The sequence below is a fragment of the Rhizobium anhuiense bv. trifolii genome (assembly GCF_024346605.1).
GTDB lineage: Bacteria > Pseudomonadota > Alphaproteobacteria > Rhizobiales > Rhizobiaceae > Rhizobium > Rhizobium anhuiense.
Window position 1 is genome coordinate 3,981,164 of record NZ_CP098803.1, and the last position, 25,145, is coordinate 4,006,308.

Here is a 25,145-nt window from a genome sequence, read left to right on the forward strand (position 1 = left end):
GAAGCTTACTGCGGGAAGTAGCTGTACTTGCCGTCCGGGCCCTTCTTCCACTCATACATGATGTAGCCGGGGATCTTCGGGTCGCCCTTTTCGTCGAACGAGATGTCGCCGAGAACGGTCGGGAACGGACCCTTTTCCTTCATGGCCGTTGCAACGGCTTCTGCGTCTGTCGAACCGGCAGCCTTGGCGGCACCGGCGATCGCCTGCATCGCAGCGTAGGAATAGAGCGTGTAGGCTTCCGGATTGAAACCGGCGGCCTTGAACTTTTCGACGAGTTCCTTGTTTGCCGGGTTCAGCGTCGGATCGGGACCGAAGGTGTTCAGCGTACCGGCGACTGCGTCGCCAGCGATCGAGGCCAGTTCGTTCGAAACGATACCGTCACCCGAAACCAGCGTCGCCTTCAGGCCCTGGTCGGCTGCCTGACGGATGATGAGACCGGCTTCCGTGTGCAGACCACCCCAATAGATGATCGAGACGCCGGCTTCCTTCATCTTGGCGATGAGGGCGGAGAAGTCCTTGTCACCGACATTGATGCCTTCATAGATGACTTCGGTGAGACCGGCGGCATTCATCGCCTTCTTGGTTTCATCGGCAAGGCCCTGACCATAGGGGGTCTTGTCGTGAACGACGGCGATCTTGGCGTCCTTGAAGTGGTCGGCAAGATACTTGCCGGCGATGGCGCCCTGCTGGTCGTCACGGCCGCAGGTGCGGAACGTGTTCCAGAGGCCCCGTTCGGTAAACTTCGGGTTCGTTGCGGCCGGGGTGATTTCGAGGATGCCGTTTTCGGCATAAACTTCCGAAGCCGGGATCGAAACGCCCGAGTTGAAGTGGCCGATGACGAACTTGACGCCGTCAGCAACGAACTTGTTGGCGACCGAAATGCCCTGCTTCGGGTCGGAGACGTCGTCGCCGAGCTCGAGCTTGATCTGCTCGCCGTTGATGCCGCCGGCGGCGTTGATATCGGCAGCCGCCTGCTCGGCACCCTTCTGAAGCTGAGCGCCGAATGCGGCGTTCGGACCAGTCAGCGGACCAGCGACAGCGATGAGGACGTCGGCCCAAGCGTTGCCGCTGAAGGCGACCATCGCCGTCAGAGCCACTGCCGACAGAAGAGACTTCTTCATATTGTTACTCCCAATTTTTGGGCGGGTTTCGGTCCAAGACCCGGCGCATTACCCACCATTGACTGCGCCAGGGAAGCTGTTCCACTCGGAAGGCAATTCATGCCTAGTTTCAACGGACTGTCAATGTTTGTCCTTCCACGAGAACGCGGAAGTTTTTTCGTACAGCCAGTAATAGTTGTTGACCATCTGATTGGTGCGGCGGTAGCGGAAGCCGGCCGTCGAGAAGACCAGCAGCGTCACGAAATCGATGATGTAGTAGAAAGCGTCGAGCATCGGCCCGTTGAACAGGGCGTGGTGCAGGAACTGCATCGCCCAGGCCAACAGGAAGGTGTAGACGACGGCCAGCGGATAGTTGTTCCAGCTCTCGGCGACCGCTTTGCCGGCACGCCAAGCCGTCCAGAAGCCCAAGAGCACGACGATGACGCGGATCGCCACAAGGGAGCCGGCATCGCCTTCGAAGAAAAGTCCCTGCATATCAAACTCTCCTTTCGACCTAGTGTCTTCCGCCTTCGAGATAGGCAGCGCGGACCTCGGGATTGGCGAGAAGCTCCTTGCCGGAGCCGCTCATCGTCACCTTGCCGTTCACCATCACGTAGGCGCGGTGCGACAGCCTGAGGGCGGCGAAGGCGTTCTGCTCGACGAGGAAAACGGTCAGCCCCTCCGCCTCGTTGAGCTTCTTGATCGCCTCGAAGATGCCTTTGACGATCAGCGGCGCAAGACCGAGCGAGGGTTCGTCGAGAAGAAGCAGCTTCGGACGCGCCATCAGCGCGCGGCCGATCGACAGCATCTGCTGCTCACCGCCCGAAAGTGTTCCACCGCGCTGGGCATGGCGTTCCTTGAGGCGCGGGAAGAGCGTGAAGATCTTCTCGACGTCCTCGGCGAAGTATTTGAGGTTGTCGAGGCCGGCGCCCATCTGGAGGTTTTCCAGAACCGTCATGCGCGGGAAGATACGGCGGCCTTCCGGTGACTGCGCGATGCGCAGGCGGGCGATTTCATGAGTTGGCATGCGAGTGATTTCGCGGCCCTCGAAGACGACCGAACCGGTGCGGGCCTGCGGGCTGCCGCAGATCGTCATCATCAGCGTCGATTTGCCGGCGCCATTGGCGCCGATCAGGCTGACGATCTCGCCTTTGTTGACGTGGACATCGATGCCGGCCAATGCACGGATATTGCCATAATAGGTTTCGACGCCATTCACCTGAAGGAGCGGTTGACCCGTCATTACTTCATCGCCCATCAGTTTGCGCCTCCTTCGAGCTGCTCGACGGTCGCGATCACCTCTTCCACTTCTTCATCCTCGACACCGAGATAGGCCGCGATGACCTTCGGATCGTGCTTCACGTGATCCGGCGTGCCATCGGAAATCTTCTGGCCGTATTCGAGAACGACGACGTGGTCGGAAATTTCCATGACCACCGACATGTCATGCTCGATCAGCAAGATCGACGTTCCGGTTTCAGCACGGATATTCTGCAGCAGCGCGTTGAGCGTTGCCGATTCCCGCGGGTTCAGGCCTGCAGCCGGTTCGTCCAGGCAAAGCAGCTCCGGGTCGGTGCACATGGCGCGAGCGATTTCCAGACGCCGCTGGGCGCCATAAGGCAGATCGCCGGCAGGGTCGTCAGCGCGGTCGATCAGGTCGGCCTTCTCGAGCCAGAAGCGGGCAAGCTCGATCGCTCCGGCCGCTTCCCGCTTATAGGGACCGACGCCGATAAGGCCGAGGATGGTATAACCCGATGCCTTCATCAGCTTGTTGTGCTGGGCAACGAGCAGGTTTTCTAAAACAGTCAGACCGGAGAACAACCGGATGTTCTGGAAAGTACGCGCCACCCTGGCTTCCTTGGTGATGCGAAAGTCCGGCAGACGCTCCAGCAGGTACTGCTTGCCGCTCTTCTGGTTGAGCGTGATCATGCCCATCGTCGGCTTGTAGAAGCCGGTGATGCAGTTGAAGACCGTGGTCTTGCCGGCACCGTTCGGCCCGATCAGCGCAGTAATATCGCCGCGCTTGGCTTCGAAGGAGAAGTCGTTGATGGCCATCAGGCCGCCGAACTTCATCGACAGGTGTTCAACTTTGAGAAGCGTATCGCTCGACATTGTATTGATAACGGGGCTCATCAACCGTGGCCCTCCTTGATGAAGCTTCCGGATATTGCCCTGCGCTCTTTGAGGAAGGCAGTCGGTTCACGTGAGCCGACGAAACCGCGCGGCTTGAACAGCATGACGACGACCATGGCGAGACCGAAGAGCAGCATGCGGTAAAGTTCCGGCGTGAAGTCGGGCCCGAAGACCGCTTTCAGGAAGTCCATTTCGCGCAGCGCCTCGGTGCCGCCGACCATGACGATCGCGGCGATCGCGATGCCGGTCAACGACCCCATGCCGCCAAGAACGACGATGGCGAGGATGACGGCCGATTCCAGAAAGACGAAGGATTCCGGCGAGACGAAGCCCTGGCGGGCTGCGAAGAACGAGCCGGCGAACCCGCCGAACATGGCGCCCGTCGCAAAGGCGGTGAGCTTGGTCGTCACCGTGTTGATGCCGAGCGAACGGCAGGCGATCTCGTCTTCGCGCAACGCTTCCCAGGCACGCCCGATTGGCATGCGGCGCAGCCGGATGGTGACGTAGGCCGTCAGCATGCAGAGCGCCAGGATAAGATAGAAGAGGAAGATCTTGTAATAGGCAGACGACATCGGCAGGTGGAAGAGCTTGGCAAAGCCGCCGGCCGTCGCATCGAAGGGAATACCAAAGAGTGTCGCCTTCGGAATGCTCGAGATACCGAAAGTGCCCTTGGTCACGTCAGTCCAGTTGATGAGCACGAGGCGGATGATTTCACCGAAGGCAAGCGTCACGATGGCGAGGTAGTCGCCGCGCAGGCGCAGCACCGGGAAGCCGAGGATGACGCCCCAGAGGGCTGCGAAGATGCCGGAAAGCGGCAGCAAGACCCAGAAGGAAAAGCCGAAATAGCTCGACAGCAATGCATAGGAATAGGCGCCAACCGCGTAGAAGGCGACATAACCGAGATCGAGCAGGCCGGCCAGGCCAACGACGATGTTGAGTCCCCAGGCAAGCATCACGTAGATCAGGATCTGGATACCGAAATTATCGACCCATTTCAGCGAGCCCTGAGCGCCGACCAACGCCACGATCACCACGGGATAGAGCAGCAGTGCTATCAGCGAGATCTTCAGGAAATGCCGACGGAAGAAGCCCTTCTCGGTCGAGATGTCGAGCTCGCCCTCGCGCGCCTTCGACAGCTTGCGACGGTCGATATTCGGTTTGATGAAAACGACCATGGCGAAGCGGCCGATCGCGGCAACGGCGACGAAGATTGCAAGCAATCCCCAGCGCTGGACGATGATCAGCTCGTTGTTGATATTCTGGTCGGTCTTGAGGCCGACATAGAGAACGAACATGCCGAACGACAGGACAGCGGCGAAAAGGGCTTCGGTAAGGCCTTTGCGGACAAGTCCGGCATCGGGCTTGCCTGCAGAATTCTCAATGTTTGCCATGACGTTATACCTTCTCGACTTCCGGTCGCCCCAGGATACCCGTCGGCTTGAAGATCAGTACGAAAGCAAGGATGGCGAAGGTCGCGACATCCTTGTACGCGATGGTGAAATAGGCCGACCACAGCGATTCGATGAGGCCGATCATCAGCCCGCCGAGAACGGCGCCCGGCAGCGACCCGATGCCGCCGAGAACGGCTGCGGTAAATGCCTTCACACCCGGCGTGAAGCCGTCGGCGAACGAAGCGACGCCATAATACATCAGATACATCGTGCCGGCGACAGCAGCCAGCGCCGCCCCCATCACAAAGGTGATCGAGATCGTCTGATCGACATTGACGCCGAGCAATGCGGCCATCTTGCGATCCTGTTCGGTGGCGCGCTGGGCACGGCCGAGTGAAGTATGATTGACGATATACCAGAAGATCGTCAGCAACACCGCCGTGATCGCGATGATGATGATCTGCTTCAGCGATATCGAGATGTTGCCGAACTGGTAGACCGAGCTCACCATCGGCGGGATCGGCTTGTTACGCGGACCCTGCGTCACCTGGATGAAGTTGGACAGCGTGATCGACATGCCGATTGCCGTGATCAGCGGCGCCAGGCGGAAAGACCCGCGCAAGGGACGGTATGCGACGCGCTCGATCGTCCAATTCCATAAACTCGTCATCAGCATCGCGACGACAAGCATCGCCAGCAGCAGAATTGCCACCGGGAGACCTGCGAAGATGGATGTGAGGACGAGAAAGACGATAAGAGCGGCGAAACCACCGAGCATGAAGATGTCGCCATGGGCGAAATTGATCATGCCGATAATGCCATAAACCATCGTATAGCCGATAGCCACAAGGCCATAGATGGATCCGAGCGTCAGCCCATTGAAGAGCTGCTGGACGAAATACTCCATATGTCGTTTTCCCCTGGATGCGAGCGGAAGACACTGCATCTCTTTTTGGTTCTTTGGTTCCCCGTTTCAGGGAACCTCATAGGCCGAATGCATACCGGTTTCGTTGGAAATGTGAAGACAAAAAGGATTTATTCCGACAGATTCTTGTCAGAACAGGGCTAAATGGTTCGTTTTGAACCAAAATCCACATAAAAACGGCATGGAGCGGCGGATTTTTAGCCAGAAATCGCCGCGCGGTTAAAAGTTCGGCAATGTTGCCACCGATTTCTTGCGCCGTCTGCTGTGCAAGCTATTCCACAAAATTGGAAGATGACGCAAATTCAGACCTCAGGCCGGGCGCTTTTCCGAATGCCATTTCATGAGCGACCGACCACCATCTCCTCTGACAGGACTGGGAACTTATGGTAGCATCACTGCCTTACGTGTAAGGGTGCGAAGCGCAACGGGAAACACCATATCAATCTTTGATAGGTATATGGTGTGACAGGGATGGTTTGCGGACGAGCGACAGTGGGGTGCTCGGCTCGCATGGCGAACGGCAAAAGGACAATGCTGAGGACATTTGAAAAGGCGGCGCTCGAAGCCGGCAGGGCCATCATGACGGTCCTGCGCGAAGGTTTCCCCGTCGCCATGAAGGCGGATGCAAGTCCGGTCACGGTCGCCGACGAGGAGGCCGAACGCATCATCCTTACTCATCTCGCCAGAGATTATCCCGAGATACCCGTGGTGGCGGAAGAATCGGTCGCTGCCGGCAAGGTGCCCGACATCAGCGGCCGAGGCTTCTTCCTGGTCGACCCTCTCGACGGCACGCGTGAATTCGTCGAAGGACGGCAGGAATTCACCGTCAACATCGCCTATATCGAGAACGGCGCCCCGGTGGCCGGCATCGTCTATGCGCCGGCGCTCGGGCTTGCCTTCTCCGGAGAGTGCGGCCACGCCGAGAGGCTCGTCGTCGCCGACGATTTCACCGTTAGCGCACGCAGTGCAATCACGGTGCGCGAACAGCCGGACGACAGGCTGGCGCTTGCAAGCCTTCGCCACAACAGCCCGGAGACCGGAAGCTTCCTCGCCGACCACGCGATCTTTAAATGTACCAATATCGGCTCCTCGCTGAAGTTCTGCCTGCTGGCCGAAGGGAAGGCCGACGTCTATCCGCGCTTCACCCGCACGATGGAGTGGGACACCGCGGCCGGCGATGCGGTGCTGCGTGCTGCCGGCGGCTCGACGGTGACACTGGACGGAACATTGCTGACCTACGGCAAGACGGGAAAGGCCGCCGATTTCGACTTCGCCAACCCGAACTTCATCTCCTGGGGCGGCAGGAAACGCGTCCTCGAACCGGCGTGACCATCCTTAGAAATCGCTGAATACCGGCAGGCGGCGCGATTCTTCTGCATCGTAACCATGAGTTCAGACCTGTCGCGACAATCCGCGGCCGGCCTCTGGCGCGCGCCAACTGAGCAAGCCGTCCCTCCTGGAAGCGTGGCCGCGATCCCGTTTCCAACCGTGAAGTGATTCGCGTTATCGGGCCTTATCAAGCGAGTCTGGGGACGAATTCGTTGCTTTGCATCGTTTCAAGACGCTGCCCGCCATCAATCCCGCCTTGATTTTGTCACATTTCGACACGGCTTCGGCAGTGATCGATATCCTCATCACAAAAATTTCGCCTCGTGTTCCGTTAACAAATACGCTTAAGAGACCTGGGTCACGTGTCGAAACGACGCGCCGCCGGCCCCCTGCGAACCCCTGCCAAGGGCCTAGAAACTTTGACAAAATTCCAATTATTAACGAAATATCATGAGCTTGCCTCAACTTAACGCAATTGCGAAAGATTTGCTGCGATGCGATATTTCTCTGGACACCATTACACAATTGTCGCATTTTTCCGTTTTAGTAGGGTTACCAAGACCTGAGTGCAGCCCTGGTGACAGGGTTAACCATTGATCGCCTATTGCCGCCGCGCCCCTCGAAGACAACAGAGTACGATCCTTGAGCATCACGGAACTAAACAACAGCATTTCGACAGAGTCCTTCCGGCCGAGCCGCCACCAGCAGCCGAGCCTGAAGATCCAGACCCCTGTTATCCATAGCGATGCGCCCCAAGCGCCGCTGGTGGATCTGGTCCTGAAGCGGGCGTTCGACATTGTTTCGTCGTTGAGCGCCCTCCTCGTCCTCGCGCCTTTCCTCCTGTTCGTCGCCCTGCTGATCAAGCTCGACAGCCCGGGGCCGGTGCTCTTCAAGCAGACCCGCTGGGGCAAGAACTGCAAGGCCATCAAGGTCTACAAGTTCCGCTCCATGCGCACCGATCTCTGCGATGTCTCCGGCATTGCCCAGACGGTGAAGAACGATCCACGCATCACCCGTATCGGCGCCATTCTGCGCCGCACGAATATCGATGAGTTGCCGCAGCTGCTGAACGTGCTGCTGGGCGATATGTCGGTCGTCGGTCCGCGTTGCCATGCAATCGGGATGCGCGCCGGCGGCATGCTCTACGAAGAGCTCGTACCGGAATACCATCAGCGCCACGCGATGCGTCCTGGGATGACCGGCCTTGCCCAGATGCGCGGCCTGCGCGGCCCGACCGACCGTCCGGCCAAAGCACGCGCCCGCATCGTCAGCGATCTCTATTACGTCGGAAATTTTTCGATCTGGATGGATATGCGCATCATTGCTGGAACCGTCGTGTCGGAGCTGACCGGCGGAAAGGGCTTCTAAGCTTCCCCGCTTTTAAGCTTTTCAGCCCAGACATCTGCTGCCTTACACAGATCGCCCAAAACTGCGTAGCGGTTTTGGGCGATCTGCATAGGACAAAGACCCAAAGCGCGGTGCAACGCGCTTTATGAGCACCCGGTACTGGAATGCCGTGGCAACCGCCTGTCTGCAGCTGACCGAATCGAGCTTGCGGATCGCGCTCTTCAGATAACCCCGCCACCGTATACGACGAGAGATCGAGAACGACCGCGATCTCGTCGTTGCTCGGGCGGCTGCGTATGACAGCGCCGCGAGCCTAGAAGCTCCATGCGCCCATACAGCAGCACCATCGCCCATTCCTGTGTGAGGAGTGGGACAGCCACCTGAAAAGGTGAAGATGTATCGTTTCAGGTCAATGACGGGTGGCGGAAAGGCGACGGTGTTCTTCACCTCAAGCATCGGAAAGAGCGTGTTGAGACGGCGGTTTTCCCGATTGGCGGCACTGCCCGCAAACGCCCCCTCCTCGCAGAAGATCGGCATTATCGTCGTTTCATCTCGTTCACCAGTTTGCTGCAATGGAAGAGATCGGCAACCCCGTAAAAACCGACAAGGCTTTGCGGCAAGGTGCTGATCAACCGGTTTCCGGTGAAGGCGGTAGGGTCTCTCCGCCGGAAAGCCGAGAACAGATGGAAGTCGAAGCCCGCAAGCTTCGCCACCCCGCCAAGCCGTTCCTTGCCGTCGCTCAGCGAAACCCGCCGCCATCGGCCTCAGAAGGCGAAAATGCCGCATCCACAGCGCAGTCGTCGGCTGCGCGCTCACGTCTTGTCATCTTCATATCCTCGTATGGCCGGCTTCGGATCGGCCCCGCTGCCCGGCAGCAGGAAGCTCACGCCTGAGGATCGGCAAAGACGGCTTCTGCCCCCGCATCCAAAGGATCGAAGTTCAAAAAGCACGAACAGGACCGATACAGCGGAAAGAAGGGAGACGAGGGGTCTCGCCCTCATTCCTATGTTGCCGCGCTGATAAGATCATCCAGGGAAATTGGGGTGATATTTATCCGGCATGCCTCCCATGCAGGCGCTGCAAATTGACGTAACGGCAGGCGGCCGCCGCCAATCACCGACCAGGGCGGGGCGTCTAAATTTGTTATCAAAGTCTTACGATGGGTTTAGGCAATTTTTAAATGTGGCAGGCTAGAGTGGGCTTCGTGGTCTTGCGTTGTGTAGAGAGTCCAATGACCGAAATGATACGTCCCCGAGTAAAATATGTCATCGGCCCCGATGGCAGCCCCCTGACGATCGCGGATCTCCCGCCGCCCAATACGCGGCGCTGGGTGATTCGCCGTAAGGCAGAGGTTGTCGCGGCTGTCCGCGGTGGCTTGTTGAGCTTGGAAGAGGCCTGCGAGCGTTACACGCTCACAGTCGAAGAATTCCTCTCCTGGCAATCGTCGATCAACAGTCACGGTCTCGCCGGCCTGCGCACCACGCGCATCCAGCAATATCGTCACTGATCAATCCCCAGCATCGACGACATTTATTTCGGGCCGGACGCATCTCCCATGAGGGAATGAAGAAGGCCCGAAATCATTGACGAGGCCGCGTAGCACCAGAGACCGGGCTGCGTGAAAGCATCCGCCAGCCCCGTCGTCTTCGCCGCCGCAATGACGATCGCAACCAGCAGCACGTCCATCATCGACCACTTGGACAGATGCGGTACGACTCGACGATAGAACAGACTGCCGGCCCCGCCGCCGGCGGCCGTTGCCTCTGCAGCGATCCCGATCATCTTCAGAAGCGGCAGCAGGATCGAAACCAGTGCGACGATCGCCGCCAGCAGCCCATCCCCGCCTTGCCACAACGACACGACGACTTCGATGAGCGACGGCGTCCTGTCGAAAAAATACAGCGTCTCGAAACGGACCAGCGGCAAAACCAGGCCGAGTGCCAGGAAGAACGGCGCCGCCACGAGAAGGACCGGACGGATCATCGAAAGTGCACTCATTGCCCTGAGCCTCGTATCGATCCGATATTTTGCATGAACACTCCGTCTCCTGTCCCTATTCCTTCCACGGCTTGGCACGACCGCGCCGCCGTGTCACGGTCCGCTACGACAATATTCGCTGCGAGGAAAGACAATGGACATTCGAAATGAGGAAGGCGCCTCCGGCGGCCGTTATGCGGCCGAGGTCGAAGGGCATGAGGCTGAGATGACCTATTCACGCACATCGCCGACGCTCGTCATCATCGATCACACCGCCGTTCCCGATGCGCTGCGCGGCAAGGGTGTCGGCCAGGCCTTGGCGCTCCATGCTGTGGAAGCAGCCCGTACCGGCGGCTGGAAGATCATTCCGCTTTGCCCCTTCTTCAAGGCGCAGGCGCAACGCCATCCGGAATGGAAGGATGTCGTGAATTGAAGCGTGCTCCCAAAACCGTGCAACGGTTTTGGGAGCACGACGTCCATAAGGCAAATCCTCGCCGTCGGTGACGAATCTCGTCGCCGGTGGGAGTGACACCGTCAGGCAAACACCAAAAGCCATGTATGACGGACAGCGTGCCCATCATACATGGCTTCTCAGTGGCGATCCCAGGGCGCCGAAGCCGGCGCCCGCCGTTTTCTTACGCCCTTGCGCGGGCGCCGCCGTCACGCTCTTCCAGCGCCGTCGCCCTTGCATATTCCGCCTGCATCTCCTCGAGCGCCATTTCCAGCGTCTCTTCCTGCATCTTCAGTTCCTTGATCGAAACCTGCAGGTTATCGGCCCGCTGACGCGCGGCCTTGGCGAAGGTCGGATAAGCAAAGTGATTCGGGTCGGAAATACCGGACTTCTTTTCCTCGACGACGATCTGGCTCTCCAGATCCTTCGTCATCCGTTCGAATTCGGACATCATCATCTGCAACTGCTGCAATTGACGTCGTTTTTCGTTCACCTGAAATTCCTTCAGGCGAACGAGACTCTCTCGCGACTTCATACGCATTACTCCCGTGATGCGAGACCCCGGCTCAACTTGAAACCGCCCTGCGCGCCGCTTTGACACGGTTTGCTAAAAAATTTCCTGCGATATTAACAAATACCTACCGCTGGTAACCTTTCGTTTACGGGCATCGTTAATGATAGGCCCGATGATTTAAGGGTCGGTAAATGCCGAGGCATGAAGTTCGAACCTTTTCATTGGCGAGTCGGATGAATCACTTAGCGCCTTTTCCTAATGTAAAAGTTGAGGAGAGCCTTTTTGAGATTCCTATTGGAAAACAGAGAAATGGAAAAATTATTTAATAAATTCGATACTCCTTGCCAGAGTGAATTAGAATTTGTTAACCATTTCGTGGCAGCTTCCAAATCACGTAGCGTGTTCGGTATCGTGTAGGGGGCCAGACCACCTTTCGGCGGCGGTAAAGGGGATAATTATGCGGGTACTTCTCATCGAGGATGACAGCGCTACGGCGCAGAGCATCGAGTTGATGCTGAAATCAGAAAGTTTTAATGTTTATACCACCGATCTCGGTGAAGAAGGCGTCGATCTGGGCAAGCTGTATGATTATGACATCATCCTTCTCGATCTGAACCTGCCCGACATGTCCGGATATGAAGTGCTCCGCACGCTCCGGCTGTCCAAGGTCAAGACACCGATCCTCATTCTGTCGGGCATGGCCGGCATCGAAGACAAGGTTCGCGGCCTCGGCTTCGGCGCCGACGACTACATGACTAAGCCGTTCCACAAGGACGAGCTCGTCGCCCGCATCCACGCTATCGTCCGCCGCTCCAAGGGTCACGCCCAGTCGGTCATCATGACCGGCGAGTTGATCGTCAACCTCGACGCCAAAACTGTCGAAGTCGGTGGCCAGCGCGTCCACCTGACCGGCAAGGAATACCAGATGCTGGAGCTGCTTTCGCTCCGCAAGGGCACCACCCTCACCAAGGAAATGTTCCTGAACCACCTTTACGGCGGCATGGACGAACCGGAACTGAAGATCATCGACGTCTTCATCTGCAAGCTGCGCAAGAAGCTCGCCAACGCTGCCGGCGGCGCCAACTACATCGAGACCGTCTGGGGCCGTGGTTACGTTCTTCGCGAGCCGGATGGGGCCGAATACGCCGAAACCGCCTGATTTTCCGATCCCCCTTATCGGATAAACGAAGATCCCGCCTTTCCGGCGGGATTTTTCGTTTCTGCCGGCAACAACAAGCCGCCGTGACGGAGAGGATTTCAGGCTGGATCGGCCTGAAATTCCCTGTCTTTCGGTCAAAAAAATAGAGCGTTGCGGCGGCCGAACGCGCTTGCACTTTCGGCATTATGCTCCAAGGTCGCCGATTGGGCGGGATGAGATCTGCCGTCAGGCGGCGATCGCGCGGTTTCCGAAGACGGCGGTCAGGATCTTGCGATCGAACGGCTTCAGCAGGAAGTCGGTGGCGCCAGCCCGTTTGCCAGCCATCAGCTTCTTCAGATCCGCCTCGACGACGCAGTAATAGATCTTGACCTCTTTGCCGCCGTCCATGGCGCGGATGGCGGCGATGAGGTCGAGAGCGCCTTCCATGCCGGAATCGACGATCAGATATTCCGGCAGCTCCGCCTGGCAGCGCTGCAGCGCCTCGCCGGCATTGGAGGCCTCGCTGACGAGAAAGTCGAGTTCGGAGAGAATGCGCTTGCCGACCTTGCGGACGATGTCCGAATTATCGGTGATCATGAATCTCTGCATGGCGACTCCTTTACCCCTGCATCTGTCCTTGCAAAGGCCTCTAAACAGCAGCCAAGCATAGGTCGATCAGGCTAAGGAATCGTTACCGCGCGAACACCGATACTCGTTTTACGCGCAAAAATCAGGCGGCCGCAGCCACCGCGGTGAACACCAGTTCTTCGGCGCTGGCGCTGTGATCGAGCATCATTCCGCACTCCTGCGCCAGAAGAACGGTATAATAGGGCTGGATCGAATGGGCGTCGATCGCCTCCTCGATCGTGCCGGTCGATATCTCGACGAATTTCGGCGGCAAGCGCATCAGCTTGCCTTTGGCCGTGAGCGTGAACCTGGCATCGAATTCGGGATTTTCGAGCGTTACCTCAAGCACGCCGCCGCGCGGAATGGCCGAATAGGCAACGAGGAAGAGGTTGAGCAGCAGCTTGACGCGATTCTTGGCGACGATGGCGCGCGGTCCGTTCCAGATCACCTCGGTCTTCTTCTCGGCGATGGCGAAATCCTTGGCGGCGCGCTCGGCCTCGCCAGTGTCGATCGAGGCGCCGACAGAGCCCGACGCGCCGAAGGCGAGGCGTGCGAATTTCAGGCGGACGGAAGCGTTGAGCGCACTGGTGCGGATCAGGTCCATCGCATCGGAATCGGCGCCACCCTCATCCAGGAGTTCCAGCCCGTTATTGATCGCGCCGACGGGCGAGATGACATCGTGGCAAACGCGGCTGCAGAGAAGCGCGGCCAGATCCGGGCCGGACAGGGTGAGATTGGGGTTCTTGGACATCATCGTCTCCTGAGGGGCGGCAATTTCATCGCGCCCGGAATATGCTTCATCAAAATTGCGCGAAGTTTGCGATCGTACTCGATGCCATAATGACACCATATTTGGTAAACCGATTGTTAAGATCATCGGCGCAAAATGCACCAATCGCCGCGAGCGGTTGCCCGCTCTCAGCCAAACGACGAACGGATGACACCATGCGCCCTCAAATTCCGCACCGATTCATCGGCTTCTGCAGGTTGCTTTCGGCCCTCGTCTTCTCCTCGCTGATGGTTGCCGGGCCGGCCGCCGCCCAGGACAACGGCCAGTACACGATGCAGGAAATCGTCGATGCCGGCCACTCCTTCTTCGGCTCCGCCAGCGGCGGGCTTGCCAAAGTGGTCGAGAGCGCCTTCCAGAAATACGGCCTGCCGAACGGCTATATCCTCGGACAGGAAGGCGGCGGCGCCTTCATCGCCGGTCTGACCTACGGCGAAGGCCAGCTGAATACCAAGAATGCCGGCGAACATAATCTCTACTGGCAAGGCCCCTCGCTCGGCCTCGATTACGGCGGCCAAGGCTCGCGGGTGATGATGCTGGTCTACGACCTGCCCTCCATCAACGGCATCTATGCCCGCTTCGGCGGCGTCAGCGGCTCGGCCTATGTGATCGCCGGCTTCGGCATGACGCTGCTCAAGAACAACGACGTGCTGGTCGTGCCGATCCGCACCGGTGTCGGCGCCCGCCTGGGTGTCAATGTCGGCTATCTCAAGATCACCCAGGCGCCAACCTGGAACCCCTTCTGAGGCCGCCAAGCCGCTGGAATCCGCGGCCGCCCGCACCGGCGGCCTTGCCATGCGCATCATGCGCGCTTAATCATCGCGGCTGACCCCGTATCAACCTTCTTACCGATGGCCGCGCCGTGATCGAATATGCTCTCTTGTTCGGATTGGGCTTCCTGACCGCGGCGTTCCTCGTCTTTCTGGTCTCGCCCGCCGTTCATCGCCGCATCGTCTGGTATACCGAGAACCGGCTGAAGGCGACCATGCCGCTGAGCCCGCAGGAAGTTCGCGCCCAGAAGGATATGGTCCGCGCGCTCTATGCCGCCGAGAACGCCCGCACCACCCAGGACCTTCTGCGTGAGCGCGAGAAATCCCTGTCGCTCCAGCTTCGCCATGATGCACTCGCCGTCGACGCCGGCAGGCTTGCCGCCGAGATCGGCGAATTGCAGGCCCAGATCGGCGAGATGCATGTCGAAGCGGCCGAGCAACGCTCGCATCTGCGCAAGGACGAGAACTATATCAGCCAGTTGAAGACCAATTTGCATATTGCCGAGCAGTCCGCTGCCAATAAGGAAAGCGAACTGGCGACGATGAGGACGCGACTGAGCAAGCTCGGTGAACAGGCCGATGGGCTGAGGATCGACCTGGCCGCGCGCGACACCGAGGCGGAGAGCCTGAAATTCCGCGCCAACGCGCTGCGTGACGAACGCGATACCTTACGCCAGGACGTGACTCTCTTGCAGAAGCGCGCCAGGGACGCCGAACAGAAACTGACGCAGCAGCAGCATATGGTGATCCGCCTGGAAGACAAGGCCGCGCGCGAGAGCGCTTCCGCCGCCGAAAAGGAAACCCTGGTCGCCCGCCGCTTGCAGGAGATTGCCAAGTTGAAGGAACAGTTGAAGGCCGCCAATGCCGAGATCCGCAAGGTCAACCGGGTGCTGCGCGACGCCGGCCTTGCCGGGATGGCCGCCGAGCTGCCGGCGGAAGTGACGGCCGAAGACACGACAGTATCCGCGCTCGACACCGCCGACGTCATCGCCGAGATCGGCGAGGATGTCCGCACACGCAGCGCCGCCCTTGCCGAGCGCCTGCAGAAGGCAAAGGCGGTATCCGGGCGCGATGGCGCGATCCGCGAGGAGATCGCCTCGATCGCCGCCAACATGGTGGCGCTGACCGCCCTCAACGAAGGTCCCTCCTCGCCGATCCGTACCTTGCTGGCGGATACCGCGGAAAAGAACCCAAACGATCGCATCAGCCTTGCCGACAGGGCGGCCGCAATCATCGCCGATCCCGAGCGCGTCCGATAGGACGCGCGGCGGCGCGCCATCATGCCGATCTGCCAGATAACCCCGGTTAGATCCGCGCCATCGCGGAAGCCATGGAAAACAGCGCGATCCCCGTCGCCGTCGCAGCGTTGAGGCTATCGAGGTCCTCCGACTGTGGAATGCGGGCGCTCTGGAAACGCGCAAGCAGCGCCTCGGGCAAGCCCTCCCCTTCCGTGCCGACGACCAGCGCCATGCGCGCTGAAGCCGGAATGGCGCGTATATCGGTCTTGCCGTGCGGCGAAAGCGTCCAGATGGCAAAGCCCCGTTCGGCAAGCGCCAGGAGCACATCCAGCGCCTTGCCGCCGCGCCGATGTGGAACGCTCAGCACCGAACCGACCGAAACACGCAACGCCTTGCGGTAAAGCGGATCACAGGAAGTTTCGTCGAGCAGCACCGCATCCGCCCGGAAGGCGGCCGCATTGCGGAACATCGAGCCGGCATTGTCGTGATTGGAAATGCCGCAGCCGACCAGCACCAGCGCCCGTTCCGGCAGCGCCGCGAGAAGGGCACCCTCTCCGCCATCCTCCCGCCGGCCGAGCGCGAGAACGCCGCGATGCAGATGGAAGCCAACGACGCCGTTAAGCACATCGGCCTCGGCGACATAGACTGGCACATCGGCCGGAAACCGCTCCAGGATGGGCAGCACGCCCTCGACGCGATTGCGCAGCAGCAGAATCTTTTCGGCGAAAAAGCCGCGGTCTCCCGCATGCGCCTCGGCAAGCATGCGCAGCACGACGGTGCCCTCGGCGATGAAGCGGTTCTCGCGACCCGTCAGGTCGCGCTCTCTTATGTCGCGGAATTCGGCGAGGCGCGGATCGTCGGCGCTGTCGATGGCGATCGGGACGGCGGCCATGCCGACCTCAATTGCCCGCGACGGTGACGTCGGCGACGGTACGGCCGGTCCTGAGGTCGAAGACCAGGGCCTTGTTCTTGCCCTCGACGGTTTCGCCGTAAAACAGGATCTGCCCGGCAGACAACGAGGTCGACTGCACCTTGAAGCCGAGCGGCAGAGAAACGGTCGCGGCAAGCGGCGCATCCGAGGGCACGCCGGAGGCGGCAACGGTTGCTGCCGTCTCCTTCGGATCGTCGCGCATCGTCTTGTAGACAACGGCACCGAAGACCGCCATAAGGCTCACGAACATGATGGCGCCGGAAACGATCTGCAGGCGGACCATCTTGCGCCGGACACTTTCCATCGCCGGATCAAGGGGCTTCTCTTCCTGGTCGTCTGGCTCGATTGCTGTCATCTGTGCGTCCCGTTCTAAAAAAATACGTCGGAGAAGAAGCGTCTTGAGCGACCCCTTTAAACAAGCAGCCGGCAATAGAAAAGTCCTGACTGCCGATGAAACCGCCGAAGGCCGGCTCGACGCCTGGCTGACGGCGCAGGTTGGCGAGGAATTTTCACGCAGCCGCATCAAGGCGCTGATCAAGGACGGCCAGGTTTTTCTGCGCGGAGAACCCGTCACCGACCCGCAGCGCAAGGTGCGCACCGGCGATAGTTTCGAGATCACGCTGCCCGAGCCGGAAGACCCGACGCCGCAGGGCGAGGACATCCCGCTCGTTATCCTCCATGAGGACGACGACGTCATCGTCATCTCCAAGCCTTCCGGTCTCGTCGTCCATCCCGGTCCCGGCAATTGGACAGGAACGCTGGTCAACGCACTGATCCACCATTGCGGCGATACGCTCTCCGGCATCGGCGGCGTGCGCCGCCCCGGCATCGTCCACCGTCTCGACAAGGACACGACAGGGGTCATGGTCGTCGCCAAGAACGACATCGCCCATCGCCACCTCTCGCTTCAATTTGCCGACCACGGCCGCACCATGCCGCTGGAGCGGGCCTACCAGGCAGTCGTCTGGGGCCGGCCGCGCTCGCTGACGGGCACCGTCGACGCGCCGCTCGGCCGCGCCACCGGCGATCGCACGCGCCGCGCCGTCAAGCGCCCCGACAGTCATGACGCCGACGAGGCGATCACGCACTACACGGTGGTCGAACGCTTCCACGAAAAGCCGGACGCCACCGCGTTCGCCTCGCTGGTCGAGTGCCACCTCGAAACCGGGCGCACCCACCAGATCCGTGTCCACATGGCCCATATCGGCCATCCGCTGCTCGGCGACACGGTTTACGGCGCCGGCTTCAAGACCAAGGTCAATCTTCTGCCCGAAGAGATCCGTAAGGTCGTCAACGGTTTCGACCGCCAGGCGCTGCATGCCTTCATGCTGCAGTTCGAGCATCCCCGCACCGGCGAAATCATGCATTTCGAAGTGCCGCTGCCGGATGATATGGTGGAATTGGTCGAGGCACTGCGGCGATAGAGACCCCTCTTCCAACTCACACCTGCGTGAGCGGCACCCTTGAACCGCCGTTTCGCCACACTTATCTGTATATGGATTTAGTGCGGGCTCACAGTAGAGCCGCACGTCCCGGTTTGCCTTTTTTAACGCGAGAACGCGTTTCCATCGGGAGCCGGAATTCACTTTAGGAGGGTGCACTATGGCCCGAAATACCTTGCCGTCCATTACCGCCGGCGAAGCCGGTCTCAATCGTTACCTCGACGAAATCCGCAAATTCCCGATGCTCGAGCCGCAGCAGGAATACATGCTCGCCAAGCGTTATGCCGAGCATGGCGATCGCGACGCCGCCCACAAGCTGGTCACCAGCCATCTTCGCCTCGTCGCGAAGATCGCGATGGGTTATCGCGGCTACGGCCTGCCGATCGGCGAAGTCGTCTCCGAGGGCAATGTCGGCCTGATGCAGGCCGTCAAGAAGTTCGATGCCGAGCGCGGCTTCCGCCTCGCCACCTACGCCATGTGGTGGATCAAGGCCTCGATCCAGGAATATATCCTGCGCTCGTGGTCGCTGGTAAAGATGGGCACGACCGCCAACCAGAAACGCCTGTTTTTCAACCTGCGTCGGCTGAAAGGCCGCATCCAGGCGATCGACGACGGCGACCTGAAGCCGGAGCACGTCTCGGAAATCGCCACCAAGCTGAACGTCTCGGAGGAGGAGGTCATTTCGATGAACCGCCGCCTTTCCGGCGACGCTTCGCTGAACGCGCCGATCAAGGCTGCCGAAGGTGATAGCGGCCAATGGCAGGATTGGCTGGTGGACGACCATGACAGCCAGGAAGACGTGCTGATCGAACAGGATGAGCTCGACACCCGGCGGCGCATGCTGGCAAAAGCGATGAGCGTGCTGAACGAGCGCGAACGCCGCATCTTCGAGGCTCGCCGCCTCGCCGAGGATCCGGTGACCCTGGAAGACCTTTCGACCGAATTCGACATCAGCCGCGAACGCGTCCGCCAGATCGAGGTCCGCGCCTTCGAAAAGGTGCAGGATGCGGTCCGCAAGGAAGCGCTGGAACGCGCCAAGGCCGTCCGCGTCGTCGAAGCCACGGCATAAACCTGCCGCGTGATAGAATTGAAGAAGGCGGGTCCTTGCGGCCCGCCTTTTCTGTTTCATTCGCTTTTCGCAGCCTCGTCAGCCGCCAAAGTCCGATAAAGTTGGCATTGCGGAAAAAACCATCACTGGCTCGTCGACACATCCCCGAGGGCGGTCCATTCCTTGATCGCGGTGTTGAAGGCGTTCGTTCCGGTGTCGCCCTTTTCCATCGTCAGCAGCGCGCGGCGGCCGTTGCGATAGGTGATCGGCATATCGATCCAACTACGGGTCGCCATCAGGTCGAGATTGGCCTTGCGCGCATCGGGATAGTCGTTGAGCGCGATCATGTGGAAATCGTCGGTGATTTTGGCCGGAACCGCAATCAGCGCGTCACCACGGTCCTGCTCCGTGCGCTTCATCGAGATGCGCTGGACGCTGTCGATGCTGCCGCCTTCGAAATTCGGCGGCACCGAGAAGACCACCTCGACGAGATGGCTTGCCGGCAGCGACGGATCGGAATTGCGCTTGAAGGTGATGAGAGCCGAGAGATTGCGCTCGGGCACGCTGACATTGCCCTGCACCGTCGCCTCCTGCCGTCCGCCCTGACCGGCCTCGTGCTGCACACTCCAGACGACCGATCCCTCGATTGCCGTCGGCGAGCTCTGGCCGATGCGCTCCTCATAGAGGAACATCTTTTGCGACGAACCAACGGGCGCGGTCTGCTGCGGCGATGCCGCCGGACCGTTCGGCGTCAGCGTTTCGGCGGGTGCCGCATCGCCCTGTGCGCTGGCAGCCGGCGTATCGGCTGCCGCGACGTTCTGCTCGGCGACCGATTTTCCTTCTGCCGTCGGCGTTCCCGGCACCGTGGCCGGTCCGCTGTCGACCTCTGTCCCATCGGTCAGCAGCCGCTGAGTGAATTTCGAATTGGCCGCGGCGCCGTCATTGTTCATTGACGCCACCTGCGGGTTCGGGTTCGGCTGCGGCGGTGCCACTGGCGTATTCTGCGCTCCTGGCGTGGTCGGCTGAGCAGGCGTCGCTGGCTCAGGCTGGGCAGGCGTCGCGGAGCCAGCCGGCGGTGTTGCCGCCTCGTTCCGGGTCGCCTGCGACGGTGCCGAACTGACAAGCCCGTCGACCATCGCCACCAGCGCCTCTCTGTTCATCCAGCCGGCATAGGCGCCGCCACCGATCAGGATGAGGGCGAAGAGGAGCGTGATCACGGTGCCGAGGCCGAAGCGACGGCGCTTCGGCTCCATCCGGAAATTCTTGCCCTGCAGCTTGGACGCAACAATCTGATCGATATCCATCGCCGGATTGGAGTCATCGTCGTCAGCGGCGACCGAACCGCGACGGTCGTAGCCGCGCAGCGCCTTCGCCTCGCGCCAGTCCTCGCTCGGCGCGGCGCTGGCAGGCGCCGGCTTGCCGTTGTGCACTTCTGCGAAGATATCGACATCGTCGAAATGCGAAGCGACCGGCGTCTTCTTATTGCTGCCGGCCTCGATCGGCGGCAGATCGTCGAAAGCGGCCGTCTCCCAGGAGAAACTTTCCTTGGCAGCCGGCATGACGGCGGCGGGGGCCGCATTTTCGAGGCTCGATATCACCTCCTCGAAGGCGCGCGCCGAAGCATCCGCGGTGATCGGCGCCGTCTGCGAATATTGCCTGAGTTCCTCTTCCGCCCATTCGGTCTCCGCATCTTTGGGCGCCGGAGCCGGCGTCTCGGCGGCGGGCTCGGCCCAGACGGGATCGAAATGCGCCACGGCGTCGGCCTGCAGCGGCTCCTCGCGGCTGTGCTCGACGAACTCCTGCGGGCGATCGAAATCGGCGACCGGCTCAACCAGCCGGTTCGACGCGTGATCTATGCCACGCGTGACCGGCTGAAGCGGCTCGGCGGGCTCGTAAGCCTCCTCGACTTCCGGCTCGTCAGCCTCCACCGCCACCGGTTCCGTCGCAACCTCTTCGGCTTCCGCAGGATGCTGCTCGTCCGCATGATAGTCGCCGGCCTGTTCGTCGTGATCCCCGACGGGCGGCTCCCAGCCGTCATGTTCGGCCGGCACATCCTCGGCAGCGACGTCGCGCGCCTCGCTGGCATGCCATTCCTCGGCCGGCGCTTCCTCCTCATGGGAGGGATGCCAGTATGTCTCGGCGGAAGCAGGAGCTTCCGCGGGAACAGGAGTTTCCGCGGGAACGGATGCTTCCGCGGAAAGGGGTTCCTCGGCAGCGACCTCTTCCTCAGCTTCCTCGGGCGAGGCAGCTTCCACGTGACCGGGCTCGTCGGCGGCCTCGGCCGCTTGCGGCTCGGCATAGGCTTCGTCAACCGGCTCCTCGACATCAGTCTCCGGCACAGGCGCCGGTTCGCTTTCGTCGTGAAGCGCTTGTTCTTCTGCGGAATCCAGCGCGGTGGCGGCGGCAACAGGCTCGTCGAGCGACAGCGCCTCGGAGTGTTCACCTTCCACTTCGCGGATGGCGGCCTCGAGCTTTTCGAGCTGGCGTTGCAGCATGGCTTCCGGCGGACGCGGCTTCATGTTCTCGAGCTGCCGCTGCACTGCGCCGCGGGCACGTTCGTAGACCTTCACCCGCATTTCGGGGGTATTTTCAGCCAAGCCGTCGACGGCCCGCCGAATAACTGCAATAAAATCCGCCATCAGTACTTTCTCAAGAAGTCCGGTACCCTACCGAACCATCCTCCACAGTGACCCGTGAGCTTAATCCTCAAACGGATCGGTCACAAGTATCGTGTCATCCCGCTCCGGGCTGGTGGAAAGGAGCGCGACAGGCGCCCCGATCAGCTCTTCGACCTGGCGAACATACTTGATCGCCTGTGCCGGCAGGTCCGCCCAACTGCGGGCGCCGACGGTCGATTCCTTCCACCCTTCCAGCGTGATGTAGATCGGTTCGACCCTAGCTTGCGCTCCCTGGCTTGCGGGAAGATGATCAATCTGTTCGCCGTCGAGCATATAGCCGACGCAGATCTTCAATTCCTCGAGGCCATCGAGCACGTCGAGCTTGGTGAGCGCGATGCCGGTGATGCCGTTGGTGGCGATCGATTGGCGCACCAGCGCGGCGTCGAACCAGCCACAGCGCCGCTTGCGTCCGGTCACCACGCCGAACTCATGACCTTTTTCGCCCAGGAACTCGCCGATCGCGTCCTTCAGCTCGGTCGGGAACGGGCCTTCGCCGACGCGTGTCGTATAGGCCTTGGTGATGCCGAGGATATAGCCGAGCGAGCCGGGACCCATGCCGGAACCGGCCGCGGCCTGACCGGCCACGGTGTTCGACGACGTCACGAAGGGATAGGTGCCGTGGTCGATATCGAGCAGGCTGCCCTGTGCACCTTCGAAGAGGATGCGGGAGCCCTTGCGGCGCTCCTTGTCGAGGAAGAGCCAGACGGTGTCACGGAACGGCAGCACCCGATCGGCGATCGAAGTCAGCTCTTCCATGATCGCTTCATGGCTGACTTCGGCGACGCCGAGGCCGCGGCGAAGCGCATTGTGGTGCGTCAGAATACGGTCGACCTTGCCGGAAAGGCTTTCGAGATCTGCAAGATCCATGACGCGGATGGCGCGGCGGCCGACCTTGTCTTCATAGGCCGGACCGATGCCGCGGCGTGTCGTGCCGATCTTGGTGCCGCTGTTCGACGCAGCATCCTCGCGCATCGCGTCGAGCTCGCGGTGCAGGGAAAGAATGAGTGTCGCATTGTCTGCGATGCGCAGGTTGTCAGGCGTAACCGTCACGCCCTGCGCCTCCAGCCGGCCGATCTCGGCGATCAGCGCATGCGGATCGACGACGACGCCGTTGCCGATTACCGCCATCTTGCCCGGGCGCACGACGCCGGACGGCAAGAGCGAAAGCTTATAGCTCGTGCCGTCGATGACGAGCGTATGGCCGGCATTGTGTCCGCCCTGATAGCGCACAACGATATCCGCACGCTCCGAAAGCCAGTCGACAATCTTGCCCTTGCCTTCGTCACCCCATTGCGAACCGACCACGACTACGTTCGTCATCCAACTCTTCCTGTTACCGGCGCTGAACCGCGCACCTGCTCAAACCCGCGCATCTATAAAGCTTTGTTTTTTGGAAAGCGACCCTGTTGTCACAGTAGATTGGGCTTTTTACGTGACAAATCAGCAGCCGGCAGGCTATTGCCCGTCACAAAACGCCGGACGACGACCGCAGAAAGACGGGAAGAACGCTCTTGCAAGCCACGGCCTATATCTGCCTCGTTATCGCCACCCTCTGCTGGGGCGGCAATTCCGTCGCCGGCAAACTCGCGCTCGGGCATGTCAGCCCGATGATGCTGACCTTCCTGCGCTGGTTCCTCGCCGTGGCGGTGATCGTCGCCATTTCGGTGCCGCAACTGCGCAAGGACTGGCCGGTGGTCAGGAAGAACCTACCGCTGCTGCTGTTCTACGGCGTCATCGGCTACACGCTTTTCAACGCGATGCTTTATTCGGCCGTGCAATATACGACGGCGATCAACGTCGCCATCGAGCAGGCCGGCATCCCGATGCTGATCTTCCTGCTGAATTTCATGTTCTTCCGCACCGGCATCTCGCTGGCGCAATGTCTCGGCTTCGGCATGACGCTGATCGGCGTTGCTCTGACCGCCGCCCATGGCGACCTCACAACGCTGCTGCAATTGAGCCTTAACCGCGGCGACGGACTGATGCTGATCGCCATTGCCGCCTATTCGGTCTACACGATCTTCCTGCGCTGGAAGCCGCCACTCGACTGGCGAACGCTGATGGCGGTCCCGGCGCTTGGCGCCATGCTGACCTCGCTGCCGCTGCTCATCTGGGAGGCCGAACGCGGCGCCGCACAGTGGCCGGACCAGGCCGGTTGGGTCATCACGCTCTATACGGCGATCTTCCCCTCGCTGGTGGCGCAGATCCTCTATATCAAGGGTGTCGTAGCCATCGGCGCCAACCGGGCCGGGCTGTTCATCAATCTCGTGCCGGTATTCGGGACGCTGCTCTCCGTAGCTCTGATCGGCGAGACGCTGCAGTCCTTCCATGTCATCGCGCTGGTACTGACTTTGGGCGGCATCGCAATCGCCGAAAAGGGCCGGCCGAAAGCCTCGGCTCCGACCGTAACCGCCTCACCTCTGGATTAGGCCCTAACCAAGCTCCAGCGTCGTCACACCGAAGACGTGTTTCAGCGGGATGGCCGGCGCCGGCCCGCGATACATGCGCGTCGTCTCGAACACCGGTTGAAGGCCGAGGCCTTCGGCAAGCGCGACCGCCTCGTGGTTCTCCGCCGGAATGTCGATGAAGATCGCAGCCCCCTTCGCCTCGGGGATCAATTCGGCAAGCAGCGCCGCGGCGCTGTCGGCATCGTTGGCAAAGAGCGGGCCGATCTTGTAGCCCTCGTAGCAGCGGCGGATCGTGCCGTAACCGCGGATCTTGCCGCTCTTACGCACCACCGCCGAGCGACGGCCCTTGCGGCCGGTGCACCAGGCGGCAAGAAAGGCATCGCGCGGCTGCGGAAAGATCGCCGAATCATACCGCTGCAGGCCTTCGAGACGCGAATCGAGCACCGGCTGCGCGACCAGCGTCGAAACCGGCAAGGAGGTGGCGACACCGCCGTAGCGAATGGTGGAAGAGGCAGGCTCGAAGCCCGCCTTGCGGTAATTGTCCTGTTGTGCGGCAACGCCGTCGAGACCGATCGTCCGGTCTCCCGCGCTGGCGATGCCGGCCTCCCAGATCGCCTTGCCGTAACCCTTGCCGCGGAAATCGGGATGGACGATGTAGAGGCCCAGGAAGGCAAAACTCTCGCCATACTTGACGACCGAGATCGATCCGACGGGGACTTCACCGATGGAGCCGACGAAAAATCCCGACGGATCGGCCTCGAGAAATGCAAGCGAATCATCGAGGCCCGGGTTCCAGCCCTCCTGACGCGCCCATTCGAGTACGAGTTCCAGTTCGCCGGGCCGCATCGAACGAACGGCAAATTCCGAATTCATGCGACCTTCCCAGATTGAATGTCCCGCAAGTCCATCCC

Annotated in this window: 25 protein-coding genes; 10 read left to right on the forward strand and 15 right to left on the reverse strand. The window is 60.7% G+C overall.

All coding sequences use genetic code 11. From position 1 onward, the window contains the following. Window positions 1-5: 5 nt before the first annotated feature. The 6 genes from NE851_RS28345 to NE851_RS28370 all read right to left on the reverse strand — a co-directional run bounded on the left by NE851_RS28345 (window position 6) and on the right by NE851_RS28370 (window position 5,531). Window positions 6-1,121, reverse strand: coding sequence for a branched-chain amino acid ABC transporter substrate-binding protein (locus NE851_RS28345; protein WP_025570341.1), 1,116 nt, complete (start codon window positions 1,119-1,121; stop codon window positions 6-8). A gap of 120 nt (window positions 1,122-1,241) precedes the next feature. Then, the gene (locus NE851_RS28350; protein WP_025570339.1) at window positions 1,242-1,595 is read right to left on the reverse strand and encodes a DUF6867 family protein; all 354 of its coding nucleotides are present in this window, start codon (window positions 1,593-1,595) and stop codon (window positions 1,242-1,244) included. 19 nt (window positions 1,596-1,614) lie between these two features. After that, entirely contained in the window at window positions 1,615-2,358 is a 744-nt protein-coding gene (locus tag NE851_RS28355; RefSeq protein ID WP_025554932.1) for an ABC transporter ATP-binding protein, read from the reverse strand. Further along, the gene (locus tag NE851_RS28360; RefSeq protein WP_025554934.1) at window positions 2,358-3,233 is read right to left on the reverse strand and encodes an ABC transporter ATP-binding protein; all 876 of its coding nucleotides are present in this window, start codon (window positions 3,231-3,233) and stop codon (window positions 2,358-2,360) included. Before NE851_RS28360 ends, NE851_RS28355 begins: the two co-directional genes overlap by 1 nt. Further along, window positions 3,233-4,624, reverse strand: coding sequence for a high-affinity branched-chain amino acid ABC transporter permease LivM (gene livM, locus NE851_RS28365; RefSeq protein ID WP_025570336.1), 1,392 nt, complete (start codon window positions 4,622-4,624; stop codon window positions 3,233-3,235). The genes NE851_RS28360 and livM overlap by 1 nt, the downstream gene beginning before the upstream one ends. Before the next feature lie 4 nt (window positions 4,625-4,628). Beyond that, a complete protein-coding gene (locus NE851_RS28370; protein WP_025554735.1) occupies window positions 4,629-5,531 on the reverse strand; it encodes a branched-chain amino acid ABC transporter permease in 903 nt (300 codons plus the stop codon). Window positions 5,532-6,080: 549 nt separating this feature from the next. Here NE851_RS28370 and cysQ point away from each other — a divergent pair. The 3 genes from cysQ to sciP all read left to right on the forward strand — a co-directional run bounded on the left by cysQ (window position 6,081) and on the right by sciP (window position 9,732). Then, entirely contained in the window at window positions 6,081-6,878 is a 798-nt protein-coding gene (gene cysQ, locus NE851_RS28375; RefSeq protein WP_025554733.1) for a 3'(2'),5'-bisphosphate nucleotidase CysQ, read from the forward strand. 642 nt (window positions 6,879-7,520) lie between these two features. Beyond that, window positions 7,521-8,246, forward strand: a complete 726-nt coding sequence (locus tag NE851_RS28380; RefSeq protein ID WP_025554731.1) for a sugar transferase — start codon at window positions 7,521-7,523, stop codon at window positions 8,244-8,246. 1,210 nt (window positions 8,247-9,456) lie between these two features. After that, the gene (gene sciP, locus NE851_RS28385; protein WP_007533628.1) at window positions 9,457-9,732 is read left to right on the forward strand and encodes a CtrA inhibitor SciP; all 276 of its coding nucleotides are present in this window, start codon (window positions 9,457-9,459) and stop codon (window positions 9,730-9,732) included. A 23-nt stretch (window positions 9,733-9,755) separates the two neighbouring features. Here the strand turns inward: sciP and NE851_RS28390 are convergent, their stop codons facing one another. Then, window positions 9,756-10,301 carry a paraquat-inducible protein A gene (locus tag NE851_RS28390; protein WP_174824507.1) on the reverse strand — a complete coding sequence of 182 codons (546 nt, stop codon included), beginning with the start codon at window positions 10,299-10,301 and terminating at the stop codon, window positions 9,756-9,758. 55 nt (window positions 10,302-10,356) lie between these two features. Here NE851_RS28390 and NE851_RS28395 point away from each other — a divergent pair, with 55 nt between their 5' ends. Continuing rightward, entirely contained in the window at window positions 10,357-10,635 is a 279-nt protein-coding gene (locus NE851_RS28395) for a GNAT family N-acetyltransferase (protein ID WP_025602725.1), read from the forward strand. A gap of 202 nt (window positions 10,636-10,837) precedes the next feature. Here the strand turns inward: NE851_RS28395 and NE851_RS28400 are convergent, their stop codons facing one another. Beyond that, entirely contained in the window at window positions 10,838-11,188 is a 351-nt protein-coding gene (locus NE851_RS28400) for a hypothetical protein (RefSeq protein ID WP_003542353.1), read from the reverse strand. A 436-nt stretch (window positions 11,189-11,624) separates the two neighbouring features. Between NE851_RS28400 and ctrA the strand changes: the two genes are divergently transcribed. After that, the gene (gene ctrA, locus NE851_RS28405; RefSeq protein ID WP_003542362.1) at window positions 11,625-12,326 is read left to right on the forward strand and encodes a response regulator transcription factor CtrA; all 702 of its coding nucleotides are present in this window, start codon (window positions 11,625-11,627) and stop codon (window positions 12,324-12,326) included. 225 nt (window positions 12,327-12,551) lie between these two features. Here ctrA and NE851_RS28410 read toward each other — a convergent pair whose 3' ends face one another. Both NE851_RS28410 and chpT read right to left on the reverse strand, forming a co-directional pair. Further along, on the reverse strand, window positions 12,552-12,914 hold the full coding sequence (locus NE851_RS28410; protein WP_010069020.1) for a response regulator: 363 nt from the start codon (window positions 12,912-12,914) through the stop codon (window positions 12,552-12,554). 121 nt (window positions 12,915-13,035) lie between these two features. Beyond that, window positions 13,036-13,683 (reverse strand): histidine phosphotransferase ChpT, encoded by a 648-nt coding sequence (gene chpT / locus NE851_RS28415; protein WP_025554576.1) that lies wholly within the window; start codon window positions 13,681-13,683, stop codon window positions 13,036-13,038. Window positions 13,684-13,877: 194 nt separating this feature from the next. Between chpT and NE851_RS28420 the strand changes: the two genes are divergently transcribed. Then, window positions 13,878-14,465: a DUF1134 domain-containing protein gene (locus NE851_RS28420; RefSeq protein ID WP_025554577.1), complete on the forward strand. Its 588-nt coding sequence runs from the start codon at window positions 13,878-13,880 to the stop codon at window positions 14,463-14,465. A gap of 116 nt (window positions 14,466-14,581) precedes the next feature. Continuing rightward, window positions 14,582-15,748 (forward strand): coiled-coil domain-containing protein, encoded by a 1,167-nt coding sequence (locus NE851_RS28425; RefSeq protein ID WP_025554579.1) that lies wholly within the window; start codon window positions 14,582-14,584, stop codon window positions 15,746-15,748. Window positions 15,749-15,794: 46 nt separating this feature from the next. On the opposite strand, the gene NE851_RS28430 is transcribed toward NE851_RS28425, so the two are convergent. Together NE851_RS28430 and NE851_RS28435 are read right to left on the reverse strand one after the other, a co-directional pair. Further along, window positions 15,795-16,619 carry a TrmH family RNA methyltransferase gene (locus NE851_RS28430; RefSeq protein ID WP_025554580.1) on the reverse strand — a complete coding sequence of 275 codons (825 nt, stop codon included), beginning with the start codon at window positions 16,617-16,619 and terminating at the stop codon, window positions 15,795-15,797. Window positions 16,620-16,626: 7 nt separating this feature from the next. Beyond that, complete coding sequence (locus NE851_RS28435; protein WP_025554582.1) at window positions 16,627-17,013, reverse strand: hypothetical protein; 387 nt, start codon at window positions 17,011-17,013, stop codon at window positions 16,627-16,629. A 43-nt stretch (window positions 17,014-17,056) separates the two neighbouring features. Here NE851_RS28435 and NE851_RS28440 point away from each other — a divergent pair, with 43 nt between their 5' ends. Continuing rightward, window positions 17,057-18,082 (forward strand): RluA family pseudouridine synthase, encoded by a 1,026-nt coding sequence (locus tag NE851_RS28440; protein ID WP_025554583.1) that lies wholly within the window; start codon window positions 17,057-17,059, stop codon window positions 18,080-18,082. Between the two features lie 178 nt (window positions 18,083-18,260). Then, window positions 18,261-19,169 (forward strand): RNA polymerase sigma factor RpoH, encoded by a 909-nt coding sequence (gene rpoH, locus NE851_RS28445; RefSeq protein WP_018243318.1) that lies wholly within the window; start codon window positions 18,261-18,263, stop codon window positions 19,167-19,169. A 122-nt stretch (window positions 19,170-19,291) separates the two neighbouring features. Here rpoH and NE851_RS28450 read toward each other — a convergent pair whose 3' ends face one another. Next, window positions 19,292-21,787 carry a hypothetical protein gene (locus NE851_RS28450; protein ID WP_254959506.1) on the reverse strand — a complete coding sequence of 832 codons (2,496 nt, stop codon included), beginning with the start codon at window positions 21,785-21,787 and terminating at the stop codon, window positions 19,292-19,294. A 60-nt stretch (window positions 21,788-21,847) separates the two neighbouring features. Then, complete coding sequence (locus NE851_RS28455; RefSeq protein WP_047618643.1) at window positions 21,848-23,146, reverse strand: adenylosuccinate synthase; 1,299 nt, start codon at window positions 23,144-23,146, stop codon at window positions 21,848-21,850. Window positions 23,147-23,337: 191 nt separating this feature from the next. Between NE851_RS28455 and NE851_RS28460 the strand changes: the two genes are divergently transcribed. Further along, the gene (locus NE851_RS28460; protein WP_063474385.1) at window positions 23,338-24,255 is read left to right on the forward strand and encodes a DMT family transporter; all 918 of its coding nucleotides are present in this window, start codon (window positions 23,338-23,340) and stop codon (window positions 24,253-24,255) included. Window positions 24,256-24,258: 3 nt separating this feature from the next. Here NE851_RS28460 and NE851_RS28465 read toward each other — a convergent pair whose 3' ends face one another. Then, the gene (locus tag NE851_RS28465; protein WP_063474384.1) at window positions 24,259-25,107 is read right to left on the reverse strand and encodes a GNAT family N-acetyltransferase; all 849 of its coding nucleotides are present in this window, start codon (window positions 25,105-25,107) and stop codon (window positions 24,259-24,261) included. Window positions 25,108-25,145 lie beyond the last annotated feature (38 nt).